Consider the following 21116-nt stretch of genomic DNA (forward strand, 5'->3'; position numbering starts at 1 on the left):
TCCCGCTACACGTCTGACGTGTAGCGGGATTCAACGCATCATGCGGGAACGGTCAGGGGTGGCGCGGGACGGCACCGGCCTGCGACATAATCCAGGCCAGTTCGAAGGCGGTCTCTTCCCACTGCTTGTAGCGGCCGGAGACGCCGCCGTGGCCAGCCGACATTTCGGTCTTCAATAGGATCGGCTGGTCGGATGTGGTGCATTCCTGCAGGCGGGCGACCCACTTCGCCGCTTCCACGTAGAGCACGCGGGTGTCGTGGAGAGAGTTCTCCGCCAGGATCGCCGGGTACTTCCGGGCCTCAACGTTCTCGTACGGCGTATACGACTTCATGTACTCGTAGACGTCCGCATTGTGCAGCGGATCGCCCCACTCATCCCACTCGATCACGGTCAGCGGGAGCGAAGGATCCAAGATCGAGTTCAACGCATCGACGAACGGCACCGCGGCGAGAATGCCGTTGAACAGTTCCGGCGCCAAGTTCACAACGGCACCCATCAACAACCCACCGGCGCTGCCACCCTCGGCAACCAGATGCTCGGGCGACGTCCAACCGGTGTCGATGAGATAGCGTGCCACATCGACGAAGTCGGTAAACGTGTTCTTCTTGGTGAGCGTCTTACCGTTCTCGTACCAGGCGCGACCCATCTCGCCACCACCGCGCACATGCGCGAAAGCCATCACCATGCCACGATCGAGCATCGACAGTCGTGCCACCGAGAAACCCGGGTCCAAGCACGTCTCGTACGACCCGTAGCCATACAGCAACGTCGGCGCGGGCTTGGCCCGGTCCAAGTCGCGGCGGAAGACCAACGACACCGGCACCCGCGTTCCGTCGCTGGCCGTAGCCCATTCAAGAACCGCCGTGTACTGCGACGCGTCATAGCCACCGAGGACCGGTTGCCGGCGCAGCAGCGTCCGCTCGCCGGTCGCAACATCAAGATCCAACACCTCGGACGGGTCGACGTAACTGCCGTACCCGATCCGCAGCTTCGGCGTGGCCCACTCGGCGTTCGCGCCGAGCCCCGCCGACCGGAGTTCTTGATCGAACGTGACCTCCACAAAATCGTCGAGCGTCGGCAGACCATCGATGCGTCGCAGGTCCGCAATCGCCAAGCGAGGCAAGGCGTCTTCCCGGTACGACAACACGAGGTAGTCGCGGAAGCAGTCGACTTCTTCCACCCGGCGACCCGGGCGGTGGGCAATCAGTTCGCGGCGGTCGGCCAGGTTGTCGACGGGAACAATATCGACGGCAAAGTCGAGGGCCTTGCGGCCATCACGCTCATCGTTATGGACGACGACAAACCAGTCGCGACCGTCAATCTTCGCGTGCTCGACCGAGTATTCGACGCCTTCGGTACGGCCGGCCACCGTGACAAACTCACCGGTCGGGTCGTCGGCGCGCAGCACCATCGCTTCCGACGTGACCTTGGAGCCAACGCCGATCACGAGGTACTCGTCCGACTGCGTGGTCCCGATACCAACCCAGTAACGCTCGTCGGGTTCGTGGAAAACCTGCACGTCAGGATCGCTGGATCCGACTTCGTGACGCCAGATGGTGTCGGGCCGCCAGGCATCGTCGACCGTCGTATAGAAGATGTACTTCGCATCGAGCGACCACGTGGCCCCCGCCGAGATCCCGGCGATGGTGTCGGGCAGCAGTTCGCCGGTGGCGAGGTTCTTGATGCGAAGGTCGTAGCGTTCGTCGCCCTTCACATCGGTGCTGTAGGCCAGCCAGTCGCCGTCGTGGCTTACGGACATGGCACCGAGGCTGAAGAAGTCGTGCCCCTTCGATTCCACGTTGGCGTCGAAGAAGACCACCTCACCGGGGAGGTCGACGCCGGGCGTCACCTCGGGTGGTGTCCAATCGTCTGGGCCCGAGATGGGGCAACGCGCCCGCACTCCGTAGGCGAGTCCTTCGGTGGTGCGGGTGAAGTACCAGTAGCCCCCACTACGCGTCGGGACGCTCATGTCGGTCTCTTGGACGCGCGAGCGGATCTCGTTAAAGATGTCGCTGCGCAGGGAAGCCAGGTGCGCGGTCTCTTGCTCGACGAAGGCGTTCTGGCCTTCCAGGTACGCGATGACTTCCGGGTTGTCTTTATCGCGCAGCCACTCGTACTCGTCAACAAAGGTGTCGCCGTGATGCACCCGCTCGGTTGGAACCTTCTTCGCGACCGGCGGGCTAATGCGGTCAGCCATCGAGGCGGTCCGGCCAATCAGCGAAACTCAACTGCGAAATCCGTTCGTAAGCTTCGATGTACCGGGCACGGGTCTGCTCGACGATGTCGGCTGGTAGCGGCGGCGGAGCAATTTCACCCTTGCGATCCCAGCCCGATTCCGGGCCGGTGAGCCAGTTGCGAACAATCTGCTTGTCGAAGCTCGGCTGCACCTTGCCCGGCTCGTACGTCGCCGCATCCCAGTAGCGCGACGAGTCCGGAGTCAGCACCTCGTCGGCCAGCACCAGCGAACCGTCTTCGGCCTGACCGAACTCAAACTTGGTGTCGGCCAAGATGATTCCGCGTTCAGCGGCCAGGTCCGAGCCACGACCGTAGATGTCCAAAGTCAGCTCGCGCAGCTGCGTTGCGAGTTCGACGCCCACTGTCGCAGCGACGTGTTCAAAGCTCACGTTCTCGTCGTGCTCGCCCATTTCGGCCTTGGTGGCCGGGGTAAAGATCGGCTCGGGAAGCTTGTCGGCCTCACCGAGCCCAGCGGGCAACGCCACGCCGCACACCGAACCGGTGGCGTTGTAGTCGGCGAGTCCAGACCCGGTGAGGTAACCGCGGGCCACGCACTCCACCTGCACCATCGGCAGCTTCTTGACGACCATCGACCGTCCGACGAGCTCAGCGGGAATCCGCTCATCGGTGGGGCCGCCAGCGAGATGGTTCGGCACGCCGAGGACGTCGAACCAGTAGAAGCTGGCCGCCGTCAGGATCCGGCCCTTGTCGGGGATTGGGGTGTCGAGGATGAAGTCGTAAGCCGAGATGCGGTCGGAGGTGACCAGCAGCAGGGTGTCGGCGTCGATCTCATAAATGTCGCGGACCTTGCCGGACGCGACATGCCGGTAGTCGGCGAGGGTGGGTCGCATGTCTGGCTCCTAGAGGATGGGGGCCGGGGTGTACGCCGCGGCCTCGGGGTTCGCATCGATCCACGCGGCCGCATTCGCGATCACGGTGGCGACCTGAGCTTCGGCGGCACCGACGAAGGCCGACTTGTCGGCGATCAGCGCGTCGAGCTGGGCCCGGTCGAGCGGGATGCGGTCGTCGGCGGCGAGCCGGTCGAGCAGGTCGGGTTCGCGACCTTCCTCACGCATCGCGAGGGCGACGGCCACGGCGTTTTCCTTGATGGCTTCGTGGGCCGTTTCGCGTCCGACGCCTGCACGCACCGATGCCATCAGCACCTTGGTGGTCGCCAGGAACGGCAGGTAGCGCTCGAGTTCGTTGCCGATGACGGCCGGGTACGCGCCGAACTCGGCGAGCACCGTAAGGAAGGTTTCCATGAGGCCGTCGATCGCGAAGAAGGCGTCGGGCAATGCCACCCGACGGACGACCGAGCAGAAGACGTCGCCCTCGTTCCACTGCGCGCCAGCAAGCTCGCCGGTCATCGAGGCGTAGCCGCGGAGGATCACGGCCAGACCGTTGACGCGTTCGCAGCTGCGGGTGTTCATCTTGTGCGGCATCGCCGAGCTACCAACCTGGCCGGGTTGGAAGCCTTCGGTGACCAGCTCGTGGCCGGCCATCAGGCGGATGGTGGTCGCCAACGACGACGGTCCCGCCGCCACCTGCACCAGCGCGGAGACGACGTCGAAGTCGAGCGAGCGCGGGTACACCTGGCCCACCGACGTGAACGAGTTCGCGAAGCCGAGGTGCTCGGCGACCTTCTGCTCGAGCTGGGCGAGCTTGTCGGCGTCGCCGTCGAGGAGATCGAGCATGTCCTGGCTGGTACCCATCGGGCCCTTGATACCGCGCAACGGGTAGCGCGCGATGAGTTCGTCGACGCGGGTCAATGCCAGCATCAGTTCATCGGCGGCCGAGGCAAAGCGCTTGCCGAGGGTGGTCGACTGGGCCGCGACATTGTGACTGCGGCCAGCCATCACCAGCGACGCGTACTGCGCGGCGCGCTCGGTGATGCGCGCCAGCAGGGCGATGCCGTGTGCCCGGACGTGCCCCAGCGACAGCAAGACCTGCAGCTGCTCCACGTTCTCGGTGAGGTCGCGGCTGGTCATGCCTTTGTGAATCTGTTCGTGACCGGCGAGGTCGTTGAACTCTTCGATGCGCGCCTTCACATCGTGTCGGGTGATGCGCTCGCGGTCGGCGATCGACTCGAGGTTTACGTCGTTGACGACGCGCTCGTAGTCGGCGATTGCTTCCGCCGGTACATCGATCCCGAGGTCGCGCTGCGCTTTCATCACCGCAATCCAGAGCTGACGCTCCAGGGCGATCTTGTTGCGCGGCGACCAGATCTCCGCGATATCCGCGGATGCGTAGCGATTGGCCAGGACATTGCTAATAGCAGGTTTACCCACGCCTACCGAGTGTAGTGCCACAGAGGTGTGGCAGGTAAACGACAAATGCACGTTAGATACCCCTAGGGGTATAGTGGTGGGTGTTGGAACGACCCCCAGGAGGACCCATGCAAGGCGATGCGGAATCCATGACCGCCGTACTGAACCGACTTAAGCGCGCGCAAGGCCAGCTCGGCGGGGTCATCTCGATGATCGAAGAAGGCCGCGAGTGCAAGGACGTTGTCACGCAACTAGCTGCTGTTTCCCGCGCACTCGACCGTGCGGGCTTCAAGATCATCGCCACCAACCTGCGCGATTGCGTCTCCGACACCAGCGGCGACGGCCCCGACATCGAAACTCTCGAAAAGCTCTTCCTCACCCTCGCGTGAGGCACCCCACCTCCAGCCCTACGAGTAAGGAATCACCATGGAAATCGCTATCGCAACCACCATCGATGCACCACTCGACGACGCCATCGCCAAGACCCGCGAGGCACTCGCCGCGCAGGGCTTCGGGGTGCTCACTGAGATCGACATGGCCGCCACGCTGAAGGCAAAGATCGGCGCGGAAATGGAAGGCTATGTAATTCTCGGCGCCTGCAACCCGCCGCTCGCGCACAGCGCCGTCACCGCCGAACGCCAGATCGGTTTGCTGCTGCCGTGCAACGTGGTTGTTCGGTCCGATGTCGACAATCCGCAGCGCAGTATCGTCGAAGCGATGAATCCGCAGTTGATGGTGACTGTCGTCGACAACCCGGACCTCGTCGCGGTCGCTGATTCCGCCACCGAGAAGCTCACCGCGGCCATCGAATCACTCTGATCGACTGCCCCTCTCAACCCAAAGGAAATTTCTCTATGTGTTACCCCGTTACCTGCAGCAAGTGCACCAAGATCACCTGGGATGGCTGCGGCGAACACGTCGCCGACGTGATGGCCCCCGTCCCCGCCGAACAGCGCTGCACCTGCCCCGACTCCCGCGTCAGCGCGTAGTCGTAGGTTCGTTTTGGCCGGGGTTTTGGGCTCCGCGCCGGTGAACTAAGAAAATCTGTTCGTAAATCGACCTCCGAGGGTTATTTACCCGCGGAGGTCGATTTATGAGCAGTTTTCTGCGCTTGACCGCCAGGACCAACGACCCGAGGAGTCCCCGAGCCCGGAAAGGGCGGGGCCGAGCGGCCCTCCTGATCGCTGGAATATCGTCGTCGCCCCGCCTGGCGGTAGACTCCGACCCGTTATGTCTCTTGCGCAATTGCCTTCGTCCGACCCCAACCGCCCACGTCGTAGCGTGTCTCGTCGCGCGGTGCTCGGCGGGATCGCAGGCTTAGCCGCACTGGGCGGGGTTGCTGCCTGTGCCACGCCGGAGACGTTGATGCCGGAAGATGCCGCCAATATTGGTGGCGACGACCAACTGCCCATCGAGACCGCGCCCCCGGAAATCCCCAGTGATCCCCCACTCATCAAGGGGAGTTTCATCTCCCCGAAAATGGCAGGCCGCGAAACACGATGGGCGGTGACTCGCCCCAGCGGAGTCACCGGCGAACTACCCGTGGTCATCGTTGCGCATGCGTTGAACACCAACGAGCGCAGCATCTTTGGCAAGTCCCTTAACATTCAGGGCGTCGTCCAGCAGTATGTGGAAGCTGGCAACGCGCCGTTTGCCGTGGCAAGCGTCGACGTGGGACGCAACTACTTCCATCTCCGCGCCGACGGCACCGACGGTGCGGCCATGATCGTCGACGAGTTCATGCCGATGCTTGAGAACAATGCCGAACTCAATCTGCGGACCGATCGCATCGGCTTGTACGGGTGGTCGATGGGCGGATACGGTGCGCTCCGACTGGGCGCGCTGATCGGCGCGCCGCGCGTTGCCGCCATTGCAGCGAGCTCACCGGCCATGTGGGCTGATCCCATGAACTTCCCGCCCCGCGCCTTCGACTCTTACGAGGACTACCAGGCCAATTCACTGTTCGGCCAACAGCATGCTTTCGCGAAGATCCCCGTCATGATCTCGGTGGGAATGGCCGATCAGTTCTACACGTACGGGCGCAAGTGGGCCGCCGACCTGCATCCGCCGGCAGCGTTTTCGACATCACCCGGCGGCCATACGAATCGCTTTTGGCGGTCGGTCCTCCCCGATCAGGTGGAGTTCCTGGGCCGCAACCTGGCTTTGGCTGCACGCTAGTTGCAAACAAATATCGCCTCCCGACAACGGCCGGGAGGCGATATTGCTGTTCAAGCGAGGAACTACAGGCTGATCTGACCGTCTTCGGCAGCCTTGCCGATGTCGGTGCGGAAGTGTGCGCCGACCAGTTTGATGCCAGCGAGACGCTCGTAGGCCTGGGCGCGCGCAGCCTTCAGATCCGCGCCACGTCCGACCACCGAAAGCACACGACCACCGGACGAAACGACCTCGCCCTTGTTGTTCAGCTTGGTGCCCGCGTGCAGGACGCCTTCGGCTCCAGATCCGACAATCGGGTCGCCGGTCCGGGGACGCCCCGGGTAGTTTTCGGCAGCCAGCACGACCACCACTGCAGCACCGGGATGCCATTGCAGCGCAGGCAGATCGGCGAGGGTTCCGCGGGCGGTGGCGGCGAGCGCCGCACCGAGTGGCGACTCCAGCAGCTCGAGCACGCCCTGCGTTTCCGGGTCGCCGAAGCGGCAGTTAAATTCGACGACGGCGGGACCTTCGTCGTCGATCGCGAGACCAGCGTACAACAGGCCGGAGAACGGGGTGCCGCGCTTGGTGAGTTCGGCGGCGACGGGCTTGCAGACTTCGTCGACAATGCGGTCGACCATGCTTTGCGGCAGCCACGGCAGCGGCGTGTAGGCACCCATGCCACCGGTATTGGGGCCGGTGTCGCCGTCGCCGACGCGTTTGTGGTCTTGCGCGGGCAGGAGCGGGACCACGTCGTTACCGTCGACGAGGCAGAACAGCGACACCTCGGGGCCGGAGAGGAAACTCTCCAGAAGGACCGGGTGTCCGTTTTCGAGGCAGTCGGCGGCGTGGGCGCGAGCGGCGGCGCGGTCGGGCGTCACGACAACGCCCTTACCGGCGGCGAGGCCGTCGTCTTTGACAACCCAGGTGGGGCCGAAGCGGTCGAGCGCGGCGTCGAGTTCGGCCGGGTTGTCGACGATCTCGGCGCGGGCGGTTCGCACACCGGCGGCCGCCATGACGTCTTTCGCGAAGGCCTTGGAACCCTCGATCTGCGCGGCCTGGGCGCTGGGGCCGAAGGTGTCGATGCCAGCCTCGCGGAGCGCATCGGCAACTCCGAGGACCAGCGGTACCTCGGGTCCGATGACCACCAGGTCGGCCGCGATCTCCCGCGCCAACGCCACGACGGCATCGGCCGAGGCGACGTCGACCGCATGATTGGTCGCCACCGAGGCGGTACCGGCATTGCCGGGAGCCACGTGGAGTTCGGTGACCGAGGGGTCACGGTCGAGTCCGAGGAGGAGGGCATGTTCGCGGCCGCCCGAGCCGATCACGAGTACGCGCACGCTTTCAGGGTAGTGGGTAGATGCGGGAATCTTCGCCTCGGGCGCAGTTGACCTCGGTTACCGGTTCACGGAGCGCTCGTTACGCCACCGGGTGGTCAACTCCAGCAAGATCACGCCCAACACCGGCGACAGGCAAGCGACGACGACACTGGCCAGCATTCCCGCACCGCCGGTCACCATGACCACGGCTACGAGCAGCGGCAATGCCGTCACCAATAGGAGCGGCACCAGAAGCGAGTCGACACCGGCCAGCGCGTAATACATCGCGATCGTGCCGAGGCAGAAGATCCCAATCGGGATGGCGACGGCCCCAAGGACTCCCGTCGTCGAGATTGACGCTTGGCGTTCAATCCACAGCGCCACCACGTGTAGGCCTCCGCCAACGGCTGCGCACGCGGCAAAGATGACCATCGACCCATACCCAAAGAGGAAGGCTTTTCCCGGACTCTTGGCGAGGGGGCCACCAACGTCAAGCCGGAAGTACAGCCACCACATGGCAAAGGTGACGCCCATGGCGGTGAGGCCGAGGACCGCGGTTTCCGTGGTCCACCCGGACCGTCCGATCACCGCTTGCAACACGGCGACGGTCCCGACGACGCCTTCGCCGAGGGTGATGACGACCAGCGTCGAATAGCGTTCGACGATGTGCCCGGGATGCCACGGCGTGCTGGCGAAGCGACTTTCGGCGATGGCCGGTCCAAGCAGTTCGATGACCACGCACACCGCGATTGCGAGCAGTGTCGGCGCGAGGTTCAACGGAAGGACCGCCACCAGGACCCAGCCGATCTGTGCGATAGCGGTCATGCCCGCGTAGGTGAGGCAGGTCGCGCGGTGGTCGGGGGCTTGGATGGCGGCCCGCAACCATTGGACGATCATCGCCGCCCGCATCACCAAGTAGCCGATGACGACGGTCGCGAGGTCGACGTGCGCGTTGGCGTCGATTGAGGAGAAGACCGGCGGGATGCCGATCGAGATGATGGCGACGCCAATCATTTGCACCAGAGTGAGGAGTCGGTACACCCAGTCGTCGGTGTCGAAGGCGGAGGCGAACCAGGCGAAGTTGATCCACGCCCACATGGCGGCGAACGTCGCCAGCGAGTAGGAGATGATTGCCGTCCGGTAGTGACCTTCAGCAAGGTATTCGGCAAGTTGAACGCCAGCGATAGAGAAGGCGACGACGAAGACCAGGTCGTAGAACACTTCCAGGGAACTGGCGGCGCGGCCTTCTTCGTTGGGGTCCCGACCAGTCATTCGACGAAGCGTTGTAGGCACGTTCACGCGCAGAGCCTAACGCGTGAACGTGCCTAGATTGGGTCGCCGCCCTCTCGTGCCGCTAGTTTTTTGGCGCGGTGAGGTCGTACAGGGTCACGCCGTCGACGGTGGTGGCCGGGAAGGTCGCCTTCACCCAGTTGCTGATGGCCGCCGAGCTGCCGCTCTCCCCCATACCGAAACCGCGCCCACCACGACCGCCGCTGAGAAAGTAGTGGATCTTGCCCTGCGCGACGTCGTCCTGGAAGGCCTTCAGCGTCGGCGACGGGTCGGTGCCATTGAAGCCACCGATCGGCATCACCGAGTAGCCAGACGCAATTTGGTAGCCGGACGCCTCGTTGGATCCGACCGCGGCGGCCACCCACGTGTAATCGTCGGCATTGGTCCGAAGGAGCGCCACCATCTCTTCCGACGGCGTCGATCCGTTCAGGAGGCCTCCCGCCGGGGAGCCTGCTGCGCCCGGCGGGTTCTGGCCCGGTGCGCCAGGCATGCCGGGCATCCCGGGACCGAAGCCGCGCCCATGCTTGCCGCCGCCCATGCCCGGGCCAAATTCACCGGCCACGCGCGGGCCCGCACTGATGATGGATCCCTGCTTGGCCGTGGTCACGGTGTCGAGGGTGTAAGCGATCGGGCCCAGTAGTCCGGCGAGGATCGCCGCGCTCGCTGCCACGATCGCGAGGAGTCCGGTCCGGGCAATGAGCAGCATTGCACCACCGATCAGTCCAACGACGAGCACCACGTACCGCAGCCACGGCACAAAGTCGGGCGACCGATTGAGCAGGTAGAAACCCCAGATTGCGGCCGCCCAGGTAGCAGCTGCCAATGCGAGTCGCACCCACAGTTTGTCGCGCTGACCCCAGCAGACAGCTGCACCTGCCGCGATCACTGCCGCCAATGCCGGTGCGATGGCCGCCGTGTAATAGCTGTGGAAGATGCCAGCCATGAAGCTGAAGACGCCGATCATGATGGCCGACCACAGGCCGAAGATCACGAGGAAAGCGCGTCGCAGATCGGTTCGCGGGGCCTTGCCGATCAGCACCAGCGCGGCAACGCCGACGATGATGGCCGACGGAATCAGCCAGGCGATCTGTCCGCCCTGCGCCGCCTCAAACATGCGGAAGATGCCCGTCGAACCCCAACCACCGCCGCCCGGTCCGCCAGGGCCTCCGGGACCGAACATTTCGGCTGCGGCACCGACCGTGCGGTGTGCTCCGGCACCGCCGACGCTGCCGTGTTCGTTGCCGTTGAGCCGGCCAAGTCCGTTGTAACCAAAGGTCAGTTCGAGGATCGAATTGTTTTGTGAGCCACCGATATACGGGCGGCTCGACGCTGGCCACAGCTCCACCGCGAGTACCCACCATCCGGCACTCACGATCAAACCGACGAGTGCGGCCAGCAGGTCGACGATGCGCCGCAGCCATCGTCCCGGGCCGAACGCCAGGTAGGTGAGCGCCATCGCGGGCACGATCACCATCACTTCGAGTTGCTTGGTGAGGAACCCGAAACCGACGGCCGCGCCTGCCGCGACCATCCACCAGGTGCTGCGTCGTGCAGTCTGCCCCGGTTCCATGGCACGCAACACCGCGCCGCACGCTGCGATCATCAGCAAGATCAGCAGCGCTTCGGGATTGTTGAAGCGGAACATCAGTGCCGCGACGGGTGTCAACGCGAGGACGGCCCCAGCGGCGATCGCCGTCCAATGCCCGAAGTAGCGGCGGGTGATGAAGTACAGCAGTGCCACCGATCCGATGCCCATCAGGACTTCCGGGACCAACACTGACCACGAGTTGAGGCCAAACGCTCGGACCGAGAGAGCCGGAAGCCACAGGGACGCAGGCGGTTTGTCGACGGTGATGGAGTTCGCCATGTCGGACGAGCCGAAGAACCAGGCCTTCCACGACTGCGATCCCGCTTGGATGGCCGCAGTGTAGAAGGAGTTTCCCCAGCCGTTGATCGACAGGTTCCACAGGTACAGGACACCCGTGCCGATCAGCAGCGCCGCCAACGACAGGCCGCGGTACAGCGGCCCCCGCGATTGTTGTGCAGGCTCGTCGGGCTCGGCGTCTGCGGGCTGGGGTCGGTTGAGGACGGTGGCGGTCATGCGGCACTCCGTTCGGGTTGGGTGGCGAGGGTCGTTGCGGGGCGTCGGCGGAAGATCCATCGGAGTCCGACGAACCTGGTTGCAGTGGCCACGAGGTTGGAGACGACAAGGACGGTGAGTTCTACGGCGGCGCTGGCGTCGGGTTGCCAGCGGTGCAGGGCGAGGAGCGATCCGCCGGTCACCAGCCAGCCGAAAATGAAGACGCCCCAACCGAAGAGGTGGTGCCGTGCCCGGTCTTCGGCACCACGCACACCGAAGGTGAAGCGCCGGTTGGCCGCGGTGTTGAGGACTGCGGTGACCGCGAGGGCCAGGAAGTTCGCAACCTGCGGTCCGAGTGGACGCAGCAGGAGAAACAGCAAGGCGAAGGCCAGGGTCGATGTCAGTCCGACGGCGCAGAACCGCACGAGTTGGCCGACGAGACCGTGCGGAACGCCGTCGATCTGCGGTCCCGGAAGTCGTTGCCTGCCTAGGGTTTTCCGGAGTTCGGCGACGGGGATGCGGCCGGTGGCGAGGGCCCACGCGACGCGCGCGCAGCCGCGGAGGTCGGCGATGGCAGTGGCCACGATGTCGACGCTGCTGTCGGGGTCGTCGATCCAGTCGACGGGGACTTCCGCGATCCGCAGGCCAACGCGTTCGGCGAGGACGAGGAGTTCGGTGTCGAAGAACCAGCCGGTGTCTTCGACGTACGGCAGTAGTTCGCGGGCTACGTCGGACCGCATGGCTTTGAAGCCGCACTGTGCGTCGGAGAAGCGGGCGCGCATCGCCGTCCGCAGGATCAGGTTGTACGACCGCGATACGAATTCCCGTTTGGCGCCGCGCACCACCCGCGACGAGTGCGAGAGTCGGGTGCCGATCGCGATGTCGGAGTGCCCGGAAATCAGTGGCGCGATCAGCGGCATCAGGGCATTCAGGTCCGTCGACAGGTCCACATCGCAGTAGGCGACGATCTGCGCATCGTCGTGGCTCCACACCTGGTTCAGGGCCCGTCCGCGACCCTTGAGGTCAAGATGCACCACGCGGACGTCGGGGAGTTCAGCAGCCAATCGTTGAGCGATAGCGAGGGTCGAATCGGTGCTGGCGTTGTCGGCGACGGTGATGCGCGAGGTGTACGGGAGGCTGTCGTGCAGGTGACGATGCAGGCGGCGAACCGATTGCTCAACGTCTCGTTCTTCGTTGTAGACCGGCATTACCACGTCCAAAACCGGTCCCCGCGTTGGGTTTTCGGTGATGCGGGTCGGCTGCTGATCCGGGCGCAGGACTTCTGTCATTGGTTCAGCCTCGGCCCCGAGCCTCCCGTGCCCCTGGGCTACACCTGCGAGATTCCTGTGGGTGGTGGTTTTCCGGCGAACCCGATACATTCCGAGGAAATAGCTACCTTTTGCCAGAATCTCCATACAGATTCCGAATCATCACGAAGGGTCGCATAGCCGGGGTTTCAGTTCGCGGGGGGCGACAAAATTGGCAAGACAATATGGCCGCTGTCATCGCTGGGCTCGGCCAAAACCAGGACATCTAGCGCGATGACCCGACAACAATCCATCAGCACCTGCGGCATCGCACTCCTCCTATCCGCAGCACTAGCCGGATGCGGAATCAGCGAACTCCAAGAAGACCGCTACGCCGGCCCAAAACCCAGCGAAGTCGCCCAAGCCGCACAACACTTACGAACGCTCCCTCCTCGCGAAGAAGCCGAAGAGGCCATGAGCAACCTCCTGAAGCAGGTCATCGAAACCACCACTGCGGCATCACCGGGACTGACCTGGCGGGTTAATCAGAAGCCCAGTCCGGGTACCCACCGCTGCAAGGCAGCCGAGAGCGAAGCGGGCGGCACTTCAGTTGATTTCGGTTTTATCGTCTCGGACACCCCAGTTCCGGACAAAGACTGGCCGGGTGTGGCCGACGCCGTGCGCACCGCGGTCAACAGCGCCGCGTCGACCGCACACTCCCTGCCCTACGGAACCTCCGGCAAGTACAACGTCACCTACAGCAGTCGCACCACCGGGGCCATCCTCTCGCTCACATCCGCGGTCGCTGCAGTAATCGAAGTGAATACCGGCTGCCGCCTCACGAAGGAACAACTCGCAACGCCTCCGACAACCCGCTAGATCGGTAGACAAGCGCCGAGCTATTCATTCACACGGAATCGGTTACCTGGGGAACCCCAGATTCACCGAATCAAACATCGTCAATCGTTTCGGTGCCACATCTACTGCTGGCGTTGGTCAGCGATGTAGAGAGTCATACGGAGATCTGTGTCCGGCAGTCGGAGGGATTCGTACGAGAGGGTGCGGATCTCGCCGGTCGGCTCTCCGAACCGTTTCCGCGAACCTCTCCGGGTGCGACCTGGTATTCCTCCCACCAAGTCTTGAACTCTGGTGAGGCAACGGCGAGTTCGTCAACCAGGGCCGTAAACTCGGGCGTCGCACCAGCGCTGTTCGCGGCTCGGAGCGCGGCCACACTGCCGCGCGCATTGTCGCGCCAGTCGACGAAACGAGTGCGCGCGCGACGGTCTAGCAGCAGATACCTGCAGATGTTCGGGTGCGGATGGTCCATCAGCCCAGTGAACAACTCAGCACCTTCCGGGTTGATAGCGATTACGTTGCTAACGCGGTCAAGGACATACGCGGGGTTCGGACGAACGGCTTCGACGAGGACGTGAAGTCGCTCAGCCGGATAGGTTTCCGATCGACTCGGCATTGACTCGGACCGAAGTGCTCGCGCATAGGCATAGTCGTCATCGGAGAAGCCCAAGACGGCACCTATCGCGACAAGCACGCTATCGCTTGGGTTGCGCTCGCGGCCCTGCTCGAGGCGGGCGTAGTAGTCGACACTGATCGCCGCCTCAGTGGCCGCGACCGGTGCCTTAATCTTTGTGACATTCCTCGGTACGGTGATCTTCCTCAAAGAGCCCCCCTGAGGCCACAGCCCGCAAGACTGCAGCCAAGACTCGCGGAGCGTGGAAGGCAGTACCGCACAAATCCACCGTGCTCTCACTGCTGGGCCTGTCTACGGTCTTGATGTTCGCAACGATCTCCGTCGAGCCGATCATTGCTGTCCATGTCGAGCATCTCACTGGCACTACTGAGCGCGTGGCAATCTACTCGGCCGTGGTGTTTTCTGTGACAGCACTCGGCACTGTGATCTCTGGTCCATGGCTGGGGCGCCTGGCTGACCACACGGGCCATCTGCGCGTGCTCTCGTTTAGCCTCGCTTTCGCGACGGCACTCCTCGCGGTGCAAGCGTTCATGCCGAACGTGTGGATGTTTGCCCTACTCCGCTTTGCCACCGGTCTCGCGCTGGGCGGAATCACTCCGACGGTGGTCGCAACCATTCGCCATCTGCTGCCCGATACGTCCGTCGGTTTGGTTCTTGGCTACAACGTTTCGGCCCAGTACCTCGGTCAAGTCGCTGGACCAGTCGTCGCCGGGATAGTGGGCGGGCTCAGCGGCACCGCGACGGTATTTCTTGGCACCGCTGGCGCAACAGCTATCGGACTGTGCGCGGTCCTCGTCATACGTCGCCGGATTGAACGGATCGCCGCCGAACCTTCGCAGAATGGCGACCTCGACGTTGACATCGCAAGTGGCGCACTGTCTTCGGACATTGACTCGCGATTGCAGTTTGCCGACCAATCGTTCGGCAATCGCGAGAGGCGAATCGGTGCTGCCATCATTGTCGGAGCTGGCGATGTGCGAGGTGGTGGCTCGGTTCGAGACTTGCTCGCCGCTCAGAGCCAACCGGTTATACCGACTTCCAGTAAGCACGTGCTCCCGAGAGGTCCCACGTCACGCCTGTGGATAACGCGTTCGTCGCTGTCGGTGCGCGGGGATAGATTGGGCGTCATGAGCACTTCGACGCCACCCGACCTCAGCTCACCCCAATTGACGCCCGCTCAGCGGGAGATCGCGGACGGCGTCATTACCTCGCTCGCTGGTCCCGATGCCCGACTTCGCCCCGACCAAGAGACAGCTGTGGCCGCGCTCGCCGCACCGGGAGCACGCGTACTGGTGGTCCAGGCAACCGGCTGGGGCAAGTCCGCCGTGTACTGGGCTGCGACCGCCGTTATCCGCGGGGCGGGCGGCGGTCCCACGCTGATCGTGTCGCCACTGCTGTCGTTGATGCGCGACCAGGTCGCCGCGGCCACCCGCGGCGGGCTGCGCGCCGCCACCGTTAACTCCGCGAACATCGACGACTGGGCTGCCATCGAGCAAGACCTCCTCAGCGGTTCCCTCGACGTCCTACTCGTGTCCCCCGAACGGCTCGCCAATCCCGGATTCGGGCGGCGCGTCCTCGAAGCCCTCGCTGGCAAACTGGGCCTGGTCGTGATCGACGAAGCCCACGCGATCTCCGACTGGGGCCACGACTTCCGGCCCGACTACCGCCGCGTGTCCGACGTCCTGCAGTCCCTGAACCCGCAGACCTCCGTGCTCGCCACCACCGCCACCGCCAACGCGCGCGTCACCGACGACGTAGCGAAGCAACTCGGCAATGCCACTCTCGTGCTGCGCGGTCCACTCGGGCGAAAGTCGTTGCACCTGAACGTGATCGACGGCCTCGACCCGCTGCAGCGATACGCGTGGGTGGCGCAGGAACTGCCGATGCTGCCCGGTTCGGGGATCGTGTACGTGCTCACCGTCGCCGACGCCGACCGCCTCGTGAAAGCCATCCGCGCGCTGCACGGCGACGACTACGCGGTCGCCGCCTACACCGGCGGCCTCCCACCCGACGACCGGCACCGCCTGGAAGACGACCTCCTCGCCGGCCGCGTCAAAGCCCTCGTCGCGACGTCGGCCCTCGGCATGGGCTTCGACAAACCCGACCTCGGGTTCGTGGTGCACGTCGGGGCACCGCCGTCGCCGGTGTCGTACTACCAGCAGGTCGGTCGTGCCGGCCGCGCCCTCGACGAAGCCGTCGTCATGCTGCTCGCCTCCACCCTCGACGACGCCATCTGGGAACACTTCGCCACCGCGACCATCCCCGACCCCGACCGCATGGAACGACTGCTCGAGGCCCTGCGCTCGGCCGATGGGCCGATGACCGTCCCCGGATTGGAATCGGCGACCGGCATCCGACGCGGCCGAGTGGAACTGATGTGCAAGCAGTTAGCCGTCGACGGCGCCGTCGAACGCACCAGCGACGGTTGGCTCGTGACCGGCAAGCCCTGGACCTACGACGCCGAACACTACGAAGGCGTGCTGGCCGTGCGACGCCGCGAAGCCGACATCATGCGCTCCTTTATCCGCGGCGAGAAGTGCCTGATGCGCCTGCTGACCGAATCCCTCGACGATCCCCGCTCCGAGGATTGCGGCCAGTGCTCGGTGTGCCGGGGTGAGATCACGCCCGGTCTCGCTGAAGCACCGGCCATCGACGTGGTGCGCACGGTCGGAGGTGTGCTCCGCCGCGACGCCGATATTCTGGAACCGCGAAAGATGTGGCCCGGCGGCGAGTTCGGCACACGCGGCCGTATCCCACCCGGCGCGATGGCTGAAGTCGGCCGCGTCCTAGCCTTCGCCGACGCCCCGCAATGGCGCGATGTTCTCAATGCCGTCCGGTCCGGAAACGAGCGCGCCGTCGCCGCCTTGTCGGAGGCCGCAGTCAATGTCGTCGCAGCGTGGGGCAAGTCCTCGGGCGTCCGCCCCGACCTGATCTGCTCGCTCGACCTCACCGGCGGTGCTCTCGGAGCCACCCTCGCCGCACGACTCCGCGAGGTCGGCAAGCGCGGTGGCGGCCCTCTCGAAGTGATGCCCGGTCAGCTTCCCGGCCGCGACGCGACCGGTGGCACCGAAGCCGCTTACTGGCGCGATCACCTCGGGCCGGTCCCCGCGGTGCAGGGTGCCGTGCTGTTGGTGATCGACGAGACGAGTTCCGGTTGGCCCGTCACCCTGGCAGCAGCAGCCTTGCGGGAAGCAGGCGCGAGCGCGGTGCTACCGCTGGTGATTCACCGGACGGCGTAGACCTAACCGTTACGTGACGCTCCCGGACTTACGCGTCCGGGACGTTCTCTCCGTAGCCGAGGGCACGGAGGCTGGTGCGGATCTTGTCGGCGGCCTCGTCGAGCGACGCGGGTGACGGATCGGTGTCGGCTTTGGTGAGGTCGAACGACTCCAGCGAGTGCGCGGGGAACACGTGCAAATGCAGGTGCGGCACTTCGAGGCCGGCGATCAGCAGACCCATGCGCGGCGCATCGAACGCTTCTTTAACGCCGCGCCCGATCTTCTGCGCCACGTCCGTCATGTGCGTGAATGTCGGCGTATCGATCTGCTCCCAGTGGTCAATCTCCTTGCGTGGCACCACAAGGACGTGACCGGGCGTGACCGGGGCAATGGTCAGGAAGGCGACTGCGGTCCCGTCTTTCCAGACGAAGCGGCCCGGCAGATCGCCGTTGATGATGTGCGTGAAAACCGAAGGCATGCCCCGAGTCTAGGACGCGAGTCAGGCCAGCGCAGGCACCTCGATGCCACCCGTATCGATCCGGGGCAGCACAAACCAGAATCGCGCGCCTGCGCCGGGCGCGGTATCGACGCCGACACGCCCGCCGTGCGCCTCGACCAGCGCCGCGACAATGGACAATCCGAGACCGTTGCCTGCACCGGCGCGCTCGCGGTGGCGGGAGTCGTCGCCGCGATAGAAGCGCTCAAAGACGTGCGCGGCGTCGTCGGCGGACATCCCGGGACCATTGTCGGCCACCACGACCGTCACCTCCGACGGTCCAGCCGTCACCTGAACGTGGATCTCGGCGTCGGTACCGGCATGGGCGACGGCATTGCCGACGAGGTTGCGGACCACCTGCGTTAGTCTTGCCGGGTCACCGCTAATCACCGGGTCACCAGTCGTTGCCGGAGCATCCAAGGCGATGGATTGTTCCGGTGAGGCAGCGCGGGCGGCTTCGACGGCGTCGGCCACCAGCGGAACCATTTCCACGGCTTCCCGACGCAGCGGCCGTTGCGCATCGAGGCGGGCAAGCATCAGCAAATCTTCGATGAGTAGCCCCATCCGTTCAGCTTCGGCAGAAATCCGAGCGACGGCGTCGTCGGGGTCGACCGCGCCCATCGACAGCAATTCGGAGAAGCCCTGGATCGAGGTGAGCGGGGTGCGGAGTTCGTGGGAAGCGTCAGCGACAAACCGGCGCATTTTCTCTTCCGATTCGCGCGCTTGAAGTTCCGACCGTTCAGACGCGGCGAAAGCCCCCTGGATTTGCGTCAGCATGGCGTTGATGGACTGGCCGAGGCTTCCGACCTCGGTGTTTGCTGGCGCAGGGGGAACTCGTTGATGCAGGTCACCCCCGGCGATGGCATGGGCAGTCTCTTCGACGCGGCGCAGCGGCCGCAGGCTGGAGCGCACCAGCAGGGAGCTAAGAACGCTGACCACGGCAACCATCACCGCGCCGATGCCAACCTGCAACCAGATCAGTCGACTCATGGTCTCTTGCACGTCAGTGAGGGGTATAGCGACGATCGTCGAACCGGTGTCGGACTGGCGTTTGATGACGCGCCACTGGGGTCCCGGACCGTCGGAGTTGACGGTGACCGGGGCCGAGTTGCCGTCGGGCAGCGAACTGAGATCAGGATCTGAGGAGAAGTCGCTGATCGTCAGAAACATCCCGTTCGGAAGTTCGGTGGCGACGTAGTACTGAGAAGGTGGTCGACGTGGCCCGGGCGGCCCATTGCCATGCCCCGGCCCCATATCGCGGGGGCGGGCCCAGCCGTTGACGGCATCTTGCAGGCCCGCGTCGGTCCGCGACAGCAGGTTGCCGCGCATCGCCGAGGTCACCGCAAACCCGGATACCGCCAAAACCAGCGCGACGAGAAGTGCGGTGAGCACTACCAGCGAGACCCGCAACGGCACACCCCTGCGCGTACTCCGCGGATTTGTGGCGCGTTGAGTTGAAGTCACTCGCGGGGCTCCCGCATCACGTAGCCCACGCCGCGCAGGGTATGGATGAGCCGTTTGGGGCCGGTGTCGACCTTGCGCCGCAGGTAGGAAACATACGATTCGACGACGTTGACGTCACCGCCGAAGTCGTAGCTCCACACGTGATCGAGGATCCGCGGTTTCGACAGGACCGTCCCGGCGTTCACCATGAAGTACCGCAACAGGGTGAACTCGGTCGGCGACAACGGCACCAGCTCACCGTTTTTGAAAACCTCGTGAGTTTCCTCGTCGAGTTCAATGTCGGCGAACACAATCCGTGCTGTCTTCTCCGCCTCGCTGAAATCACTGCGCCGCAACAGCACTCCGAGGCGCGCGACGACTTCTTCGAGGCTAAACGGCTTCGTGACGTAGTCGTCGCCACCGATGGTGAGACCGTTGACTTTGTCTTCCACCGAGTCCCGCGCGGACAAGAACAGCGCGGGCGCATCGATGCCGTCGGCGCGGAGTCGCCGCAGCAAGCCAAAGCCGTCCATGCCGGGCATCATCACGTCGAGCACCACCACGTCGGGCTTGAAGGTGCGCACAATGTCGAGGGCGCGCGGCCCATCAGCGGCGGCCACCACGTCGTAGCCCTGGAACTTCAACGACACCGACAGCAGTTCCCGAATGTTCTCCTCATCGTCAACGACGAGAACCTTGGCGGGCTTGTCTGCAACAGTCATGGCTACCAGCTTGCCGTGTCCGTCGCCGCAGGGCCTGGCAAACGACTGGGAGGTTCCTGTGAGTGCCGCCCAAATCCGGCAGCCGTACCAAAACTTGCAGGTCAGAAAATTGATTGCCGGATTTCGGAGGTTCTGGCAGAGTTCTCGTCGGTCCATCGGGAGGCGGCCGCCACGGGATACCGTCCGCGGTTCCGCACGTTGCCGGTGAACCACGTGGCCGGGCCAGCAGGCCCTCGGGTTCGACTCCCTTCTCATCTGCTTGGTTCCGCCCACCGCAACAGCGACCCTGTCGACTTTGCGGCACCGATCCACTTTGCGCCACGAGTGCAGCGTCGTCGGATGCCCCGTCAACAGGCCGCGCGGTGAGCGGAACTCGGCGTCCCGTCGATCCATGTCATGTCTATAACCAAACCCAACACGCGCAGACACAACCACCGGAAGGAGTTCTGCCATGTCATTTATCACCACCATCACTGGCCGAAAGCTGTTCATTCCGGCTGGTCATCGTGCCGTCGTCTACAGTGACGGCACCGAACCTCGGGTGCTGGATCCAGGTACCCATCGGATTCCGGGCGATGCCACCGTCCAGGTGGTCTCCATCCGCGAGCGGATCCTGTCACTCGCGCCGCAGGAAATCACCACCGCGGAGGCTGCGACTATCCGGGTCAGCGCCGCGGCCATGGTGCGTGTCATCAACCCGGTGCGATTCATCGAGCGCGCCGAGAGCCCCGATTCGGTGGTGTACCTTGCCGTTCAGGTGGCATTGCGCGATGCGATCGCAGGCCTTGCCGTCGAAGAGCTGCTGTCTCGCTCCACTCGCGCTATCGACCTGTCCGACGTCCGCGCCGCGGCCGTCGAGGCCGGCGCCAGCGTGGGCCTCGAGGTTCGCGACGTCGTCGTGAAGGACCTGATTGTCCCGCACGAACTGCGTTCCGCCGCGCTGGAATTGCTCACCGCGAAAACTCGCGGTGAGGCACGCCTTGCCGAGGCTCGCGCCGAGACCGCAGCTTTGCGGGCTCTCGCGAACGCCGGCCGGATGCTCGACGCGTCACCCGCCCTTGCGCAGCTGCGCATGGTGCAGGCGGCACCCTACGGCACCAAGATCGTCATCGGGCTGGGCGAAACTGCGGCTGTCGTGGCGGATTGATCGGCAAAA

18 protein-coding genes and 1 pseudogene are annotated in these 21116 nt (G+C 64.7%); 8 read left to right on the forward strand and 11 right to left on the reverse strand.

Annotated elements, in window-relative coordinates:
• Window positions 1-52: 52 nt before the first annotated feature.
• From AC1L34_RS11760 to purB, 3 genes are read right to left on the reverse strand one after another with little or no spacing between them, the layout of a single operon-like run.
• Window positions 53-2197, reverse strand: a complete 2145-nt coding sequence (locus AC1L34_RS11760; protein WP_424323038.1) for a S9 family peptidase — start codon at window positions 2195-2197, stop codon at window positions 53-55.
• Window positions 2190-3086 carry a phosphoribosylaminoimidazolesuccinocarboxamide synthase gene (locus tag AC1L34_RS11765; protein WP_424295170.1) on the reverse strand — a complete coding sequence of 299 codons (897 nt, stop codon included), beginning with the start codon at window positions 3084-3086 and terminating at the stop codon, window positions 2190-2192. Before AC1L34_RS11765 ends, AC1L34_RS11760 begins: the two co-directional genes overlap by 8 nt.
• Window positions 3087-3095: 9 nt before the next feature.
• On the reverse strand, window positions 3096-4523 hold the full coding sequence (purB, locus tag AC1L34_RS11770) for an adenylosuccinate lyase (RefSeq protein ID WP_424295168.1): 1428 nt from the start codon (window positions 4521-4523) through the stop codon (window positions 3096-3098).
• A 107-nt stretch (window positions 4524-4630) separates the two neighbouring features.
• Here purB and AC1L34_RS11775 point away from each other — a divergent pair, with 107 nt between their 5' ends.
• The 4 genes from AC1L34_RS11775 (at window position 4631) to AC1L34_RS11790 (ending at window position 6680) form a co-directional block, all read left to right on the forward strand.
• Window positions 4631-4891, forward strand: a complete 261-nt coding sequence (locus tag AC1L34_RS11775; RefSeq protein ID WP_424295166.1) for a metal-sensitive transcriptional regulator — start codon at window positions 4631-4633, stop codon at window positions 4889-4891.
• A 37-nt stretch (window positions 4892-4928) separates the two neighbouring features.
• Window positions 4929-5321 (forward strand): DUF302 domain-containing protein, encoded by a 393-nt coding sequence (locus tag AC1L34_RS11780; protein WP_424295165.1) that lies wholly within the window; start codon window positions 4929-4931, stop codon window positions 5319-5321.
• A gap of 35 nt (window positions 5322-5356) precedes the next feature.
• Window positions 5357-5491, forward strand: coding sequence for a hypothetical protein (locus tag AC1L34_RS11785; protein ID WP_424295163.1), 135 nt, complete (start codon window positions 5357-5359; stop codon window positions 5489-5491).
• A gap of 241 nt (window positions 5492-5732) precedes the next feature.
• Window positions 5733-6680, forward strand: coding sequence for an alpha/beta hydrolase-fold protein (locus AC1L34_RS11790; protein WP_424295162.1), 948 nt, complete (start codon window positions 5733-5735; stop codon window positions 6678-6680).
• 62 nt (window positions 6681-6742) lie between these two features.
• On the opposite strand, the gene purD is transcribed toward AC1L34_RS11790, so the two are convergent.
• From purD to AC1L34_RS11810, 4 genes are all read right to left on the reverse strand, one after another.
• On the reverse strand, window positions 6743-7996 hold the full coding sequence (gene purD / locus AC1L34_RS11795; RefSeq protein WP_424295160.1) for a phosphoribosylamine--glycine ligase: 1254 nt from the start codon (window positions 7994-7996) through the stop codon (window positions 6743-6745).
• Between the two features lie 57 nt (window positions 7997-8053).
• On the reverse strand, window positions 8054-9247 hold the full coding sequence (locus AC1L34_RS11800) for a low temperature requirement protein A (RefSeq protein ID WP_424295158.1): 1194 nt from the start codon (window positions 9245-9247) through the stop codon (window positions 8054-8056).
• Between the two features lie 82 nt (window positions 9248-9329).
• On the reverse strand, window positions 9330-11366 hold the full coding sequence (locus tag AC1L34_RS11805; RefSeq protein ID WP_424325137.1) for an ArnT family glycosyltransferase: 2037 nt from the start codon (window positions 11364-11366) through the stop codon (window positions 9330-9332).
• Window positions 11363-12634: a bifunctional glycosyltransferase family 2/GtrA family protein gene (locus tag AC1L34_RS11810; protein WP_424295154.1), complete on the reverse strand. Its 1272-nt coding sequence runs from the start codon at window positions 12632-12634 to the stop codon at window positions 11363-11365. Before AC1L34_RS11810 ends, AC1L34_RS11805 begins: the two co-directional genes overlap by 4 nt.
• A gap of 252 nt (window positions 12635-12886) precedes the next feature.
• Here AC1L34_RS11810 and AC1L34_RS11815 point away from each other — a divergent pair, with 252 nt between their 5' ends.
• Window positions 12887-13471 carry an LppA family lipoprotein gene (locus AC1L34_RS11815; protein WP_480034801.1) on the forward strand — a complete coding sequence of 195 codons (585 nt, stop codon included), beginning with the start codon at window positions 12887-12889 and terminating at the stop codon, window positions 13469-13471.
• A 133-nt stretch (window positions 13472-13604) separates the two neighbouring features.
• Here AC1L34_RS11815 and AC1L34_RS11820 read toward each other — a convergent pair whose 3' ends face one another.
• On the reverse strand, window positions 13605-14270 hold the full coding sequence (locus tag AC1L34_RS11820; protein WP_424323399.1) for a helix-turn-helix transcriptional regulator: 666 nt from the start codon (window positions 14268-14270) through the stop codon (window positions 13605-13607).
• A 113-nt stretch (window positions 14271-14383) separates the two neighbouring features.
• Here AC1L34_RS11820 and AC1L34_RS11825 point away from each other — a divergent pair.
• Together AC1L34_RS11825 and AC1L34_RS11830 are read left to right on the forward strand one after the other, a co-directional pair.
• A pseudogene (locus AC1L34_RS11825) lies at window positions 14384-14839 on the forward strand (MFS transporter); the annotation flags it as partial.
• 369 nt (window positions 14840-15208) lie between these two features.
• Complete coding sequence (locus AC1L34_RS11830) at window positions 15209-17320, forward strand: RecQ family ATP-dependent DNA helicase (protein ID WP_480035332.1); 2112 nt, start codon at window positions 15209-15211, stop codon at window positions 17318-17320.
• Window positions 17321-17348: 28 nt separating this feature from the next.
• Here the strand turns inward: AC1L34_RS11830 and AC1L34_RS11835 are convergent, their stop codons facing one another.
• Genes AC1L34_RS11835 through AC1L34_RS11845 form a run of 3 tightly spaced genes read right to left on the reverse strand, consistent with a single transcriptional unit; the run spans window position 17349 to window position 19960 of the window.
• Complete coding sequence (locus AC1L34_RS11835) at window positions 17349-17777, reverse strand: HIT family protein (protein WP_424295148.1); 429 nt, start codon at window positions 17775-17777, stop codon at window positions 17349-17351.
• A gap of 21 nt (window positions 17778-17798) precedes the next feature.
• On the reverse strand, window positions 17799-19259 hold the full coding sequence (locus tag AC1L34_RS11840; RefSeq protein WP_424295146.1) for a sensor histidine kinase: 1461 nt from the start codon (window positions 19257-19259) through the stop codon (window positions 17799-17801).
• On the reverse strand, window positions 19256-19960 hold the full coding sequence (locus AC1L34_RS11845; protein WP_424295144.1) for a response regulator transcription factor: 705 nt from the start codon (window positions 19958-19960) through the stop codon (window positions 19256-19258). The genes AC1L34_RS11840 and AC1L34_RS11845 overlap by 4 nt, the downstream gene beginning before the upstream one ends.
• 451 nt (window positions 19961-20411) lie before the next feature.
• Here AC1L34_RS11845 and AC1L34_RS11850 point away from each other — a divergent pair, with 451 nt between their 5' ends.
• Window positions 20412-21107 (forward strand): slipin family protein, encoded by a 696-nt coding sequence (locus AC1L34_RS11850; RefSeq protein ID WP_424295142.1) that lies wholly within the window; start codon window positions 20412-20414, stop codon window positions 21105-21107.
• The last annotated feature ends 9 nt before the right edge of the window (window positions 21108-21116 follow it).

Source organism: Gordonia sp. 34D, from assembly GCF_056682775.1.

Excerpts from the sequence above, each read along its gene's own strand:
- AC1L34_RS11760 (WP_424323038.1), bottom strand. The coding sequence starts at position 2,197 with ATGGCTGACCGCATTAGCCCGCCGGTCGCGAAGAAGGTTCCAACCGAG.
- AC1L34_RS11765 (WP_424295170.1), bottom strand. The coding sequence starts at position 3,086 with ATGCGACCCACCCTCGCCGACTACCGGCATGTCGCGTCCGGCAAGGTC.
- AC1L34_RS11775 (WP_424295166.1), top strand. The coding sequence starts at position 4,631 with ATGCAAGGCGATGCGGAATCCATGACCGCCGTACTGAACCGACTTAAG.
- AC1L34_RS11780 (WP_424295165.1), top strand. The coding sequence starts at position 4,929 with ATGGAAATCGCTATCGCAACCACCATCGATGCACCACTCGACGACGCC.
- AC1L34_RS11785 (WP_424295163.1), top strand. The coding sequence starts at position 5,357 with ATGTGTTACCCCGTTACCTGCAGCAAGTGCACCAAGATCACCTGGGAT.
- AC1L34_RS11790 (WP_424295162.1), top strand. The coding sequence starts at position 5,733 with ATGTCTCTTGCGCAATTGCCTTCGTCCGACCCCAACCGCCCACGTCGT.
- AC1L34_RS11800 (WP_424295158.1), bottom strand. The coding sequence starts at position 9,247 with ATGACTGGTCGGGACCCCAACGAAGAAGGCCGCGCCGCCAGTTCCCTG.
- AC1L34_RS11805 (WP_424325137.1), bottom strand. The coding sequence starts at position 11,366 with ATGACCGCCACCGTCCTCAACCGACCCCAGCCCGCAGACGCCGAGCCC.
- AC1L34_RS11810 (WP_424295154.1), bottom strand. The coding sequence starts at position 12,634 with ATGACAGAAGTCCTGCGCCCGGATCAGCAGCCGACCCGCATCACCGAA.
- AC1L34_RS11815 (WP_480034801.1), top strand. The coding sequence starts at position 12,887 with ATGACCCGACAACAATCCATCAGCACCTGCGGCATCGCACTCCTCCTA.
- AC1L34_RS11830 (WP_480035332.1), top strand. The coding sequence starts at position 15,209 with ATGAGCACTTCGACGCCACCCGACCTCAGCTCACCCCAATTGACGCCC.
- AC1L34_RS11835 (WP_424295148.1), bottom strand. The coding sequence starts at position 17,777 with ATGCCTTCGGTTTTCACGCACATCATCAACGGCGATCTGCCGGGCCGC.
- AC1L34_RS11845 (WP_424295144.1), bottom strand. The coding sequence starts at position 19,960 with ATGACTGTTGCAGACAAGCCCGCCAAGGTTCTCGTCGTTGACGATGAG.
- AC1L34_RS11850 (WP_424295142.1), top strand. The coding sequence starts at position 20,412 with ATGTCATTTATCACCACCATCACTGGCCGAAAGCTGTTCATTCCGGCT.